Here is a 3375-nt window from a genome sequence, read left to right on the forward strand (position 1 = left end):
CCAACTGGCAGAATCACCGCGAAAACGTAAGCGACAAATGGCTGTATCGGGGAAAACATGTTAGCGCATATGGGGCTCCGCCCTTGCATCCCGCCAGGAGGGGATAATCCCCTCCTGGACCTCCGTAATAGTTTTTCTGTTTTGTTTTGTATTGTATTGTATTGTATTTCAATAACTTATTATAGGGAAAACCTTCCAGATGGATACCCCATCTCATACCCAAGAAATCCCCGTACCAGCCGGCGAAGTCGCAAAACGTACCCTCCACTTCTTCTGGCTTGCCGACTGCTCCGGATCCATGAGCGGTACCAAAATGGCCACCCTCAACCAATCCATCCGCGAAGTGCTCCCAGAAATCGCCGAAGTGGTCAAAGATCACCCACAAGTGCGCGTCGAAATGCGCGCCATCCGCTTCGCCAGCCTCGCCGAATGGCACGTCGGCCCCTCCCCTATGCCCCTGGCTCACTTTACCTGGCCCGATCTGCGCCCAGAAGGCGCAACCGCTACCTCCCAAGCACTACGCATGCTCGCCCAACAACTGGAAATCCATAAAATGCCCGATCGCGGCCTGCCCCCAGTCTGCCTCCTGATCTCCGATGGCTTCTGTACCGATAGCGCCGAAGAATACGAACTCGCGATCCAAGAACTCGATCGCCTCCCCTGGGGCATGAAAGCTGTACGCCTGGCCATCGCCATCGGCGACGAAAGCCACTACGACGAACAAGAATTACTTAAATTTGTCTCCCCCGCCCTGCGCAAAGAGGTCGGGATCCTTAAAGCACATAACAAAAGTGATCTGCTCAACCATATCAAATGGGCCAGCACCGCCGCAGTACGCTCCTCATCCAAAAGCTATGTCGATGAATCCGTGCGCGGCGAAAACTCCGCTCGCCTGCATACCAATGTGGTCTTGGGCCCGCCCCCTGCCCCACAAATCACCGATAGCGCCGAAGTCTTTTGACCCCTTGCTTTCACAAGAGGTTTCTGTCTATCCTACTCGATAGTTGCAGATGTGTTACTCAAAAACAAAAAACCAGTAAATAAATCATTGCTAAAACATTGCTAAAAAGCGCAATTCATCGGAAAAGGAGATTCCCATGCAGTGGCTCAATGACATGAAAATTGCTTATCGCTTGCTCACATCCTTCCTGGTTTTTTCTGTTTTAATGGCCATCGTCGGCTGGGTCGGTATCGTCAATATGGGCGCTATCGATAACGCCGATACCCTCCTCTACGAACGCGAGTTGAAAGGCATCAGTATTGTCAAAGAGACCAATATTGATGCCCTGGAAATAGTACGCGCCCAACAAAATCTGCTTTTGGTCAACGACCAGGAACAAAAAAATGGCTATGCCAAACGCATCGCCGAAGGCCATAGCCAACTGCAAAGCAATCTGAACATCGTCAAAGAGAAATTTTATACCGAACGCGGCAAAGCAACCGTAGCCAAACTGGAAGCCGCCTATGCAGAGTGGAAACCACTTCAAGAAGGGGTGGTACGCATGGCTCTCGCCGGAGAAATGGACAAAGCCAAAGAGCTCGCCTTCGGCCAGACACGGGATAAACTGCGCGCTCTGGATCAGGTTCTGGAAGAGTTGGCTAAACTAAAAGAAGAGGTTGCCAAAAAAACATCCGATGATAATACCGCCCTCTACGAACAGAGTCGCTCAATCATGATCGCCTTGATTATCGGCTCCATTATTTTGGGCCTGCTGATGGGCTGGGGCATTTCACAGTCGATTGTTGTTCCTCTAGGCAACGGAGTAAAATTGGCAGAAGCCCTCTCCGGCGGCGATTTGACCCAGTCGCTGCAGGTGGAAAGCCGGGATGAGGTGGGACAACTGGCCGGCGCCATGAATAAAATGGCCGATAAACTACGCGAAGTGATCGGCGATGTCTCTACCGCCGCCGCCCAAGTCTCCATAGGCAGTAACGAAATCTCCGATGCCGCACAAAGCCTCTCACAAGGAGCAACCGAACAGGCGGCATCCGTCGAAGAGACCTCCTCAGCCATGGAAGAGATGCTCTCCAATATCGCCCAAAACTCCGATAACGCCAGCACCACGCAAAATATCGCACAAACAGCCGCAAAAGATGCCGCAGAAGGCGGCAAAGCAGTCAGCGAAGCGGTGCACGCAATGAAAGAGATCGCCGCCAAAATCGGTATTATCGAGGAGATAGCCCGCCAAACCAACCTGCTGGCCCTCAACGCCGCCATCGAAGCCGCACGAGCAGGCGAACATGGTAAAGGCTTTGCCGTGGTGGCCGCCGAAGTCAGAAAATTGGCCGAACGCAGCCAAAGCGCCGCCGGCGAAATCAGCCACCTCTCCGCCTCCAGCGTCGATATTGCCGAAAAAGCCGGCGGGATCATCAATAAATTGGTTCCAGACATCCAAAAAACCGCAGAGCTGATTCAAGAGATCAACGCCTCCAGCCAAGAGCAAAATCAAGGAGCAGGCCAGATCAATCAGGCGATTCAACAACTGGATCAGGTGATCCAACGCAACGCCGGAGCCTCGGAAGAGATGGCAGCAACCGCCGAAGAGCTGAGCGCCCAAGCCGATATGATGTCCCAAGCCATCGCCTTCTTCAACCTGGGACAACAACACGCCAGCCCCAAAACAACAGCCCGCAAACCATCCCCTACCACCAGCAAAACAGCCAGAAGCAAAGCATCAGGAAAAACCCTGCAATTGGCACAGCGCCCCAAAACAGAACGAACCGTGGCCACTAAAACTGCCAACAGCAAAGGAGCTGTCCTGGATATGAAAGTGGATGATCAGGATTTTGAAAAGTTTTAACAACAAGCAAAAAAGAGATAACAAGAGCAGACCAGGCACAGCCCACTCTTGCTCAAACCATCGATCCCGCCCGTTATGACCAGGCGCGCATACCCTCAACATGCCAGCCTTGTAACTATTCACCACCCAACACAACTGCGGGTCCAGGGAGGGCACCTCCCTGGCCGGGTCCAGGGATGGAATCCATGGGATTTTGCTTTTAATCTTTTGCCTTTGGCGCGCCTTTCACAACAAGCCGACGCGCTTTTTGCGTCGGCTTAAACGCCTAATGGAAGCAAGCTGTGCGCATTGGCGCGCTTTTTTGCGCCAATCCGCACAGCATCCCCATGGGGGTAGAGCTGGCGAACCAGCACGAACCTGAATAGTTACCCAGCCTTTTCATAACGGGCAAAAACAGCTCCATTCCCCCAGGGCAAGCGCATTTGCCAATTTCCTCACTGTTGCCACAAGCGAAACTGTGCATGTCGGGCGTCCGCCCTCCCAAAGAGTGCCCCTTTGGGGCACAAATCTGTGCGGCGTGCGCGAATGCTACGCATTCGCTTTTGTGAAACGCCGCACATTACCAGCAGGGCTT

The 3375-nt window shown here is 53.0% G+C and carries 2 protein-coding genes; both read left to right on the top strand.

Annotated features, from left to right (window positions below; all coding sequences use genetic code 11):
* The first annotated feature begins 199 nt into the window (after positions 1–199).
* Positions 200–961 carry a vWA domain-containing protein gene (locus tag EJP87_RS14775; RefSeq protein WP_130472628.1) on the top strand — a complete coding sequence of 254 codons (762 nt, stop codon included), beginning with the start codon at positions 200–202 and terminating at the stop codon, positions 959–961.
* Between the two features lie 136 nt (positions 962–1097).
* On the top strand, positions 1098–2801 hold the full coding sequence (locus EJP87_RS14780; RefSeq protein ID WP_130472629.1) for a methyl-accepting chemotaxis protein: 1704 nt from the start codon (positions 1098–1100) through the stop codon (positions 2799–2801).
* Positions 2802–3375 lie beyond the last annotated feature (574 nt).

The organism is Candidatus Magnetaquicoccus inordinatus (assembly GCF_004217665.1).
GTDB lineage: Bacteria > Pseudomonadota > Magnetococcia > Magnetococcales > Magnetaquicoccaceae > Magnetaquicoccus > Magnetaquicoccus inordinatus.

Excerpts from the sequence above, each read along its gene's own strand:
- EJP87_RS14775 (WP_130472628.1), top strand. The coding sequence starts at position 200 with ATGGATACCCCATCTCATACCCAAGAAATCCCCGTACCAGCCGGCGAA.
- EJP87_RS14780 (WP_130472629.1), top strand. The coding sequence starts at position 1,098 with ATGCAGTGGCTCAATGACATGAAAATTGCTTATCGCTTGCTCACATCC.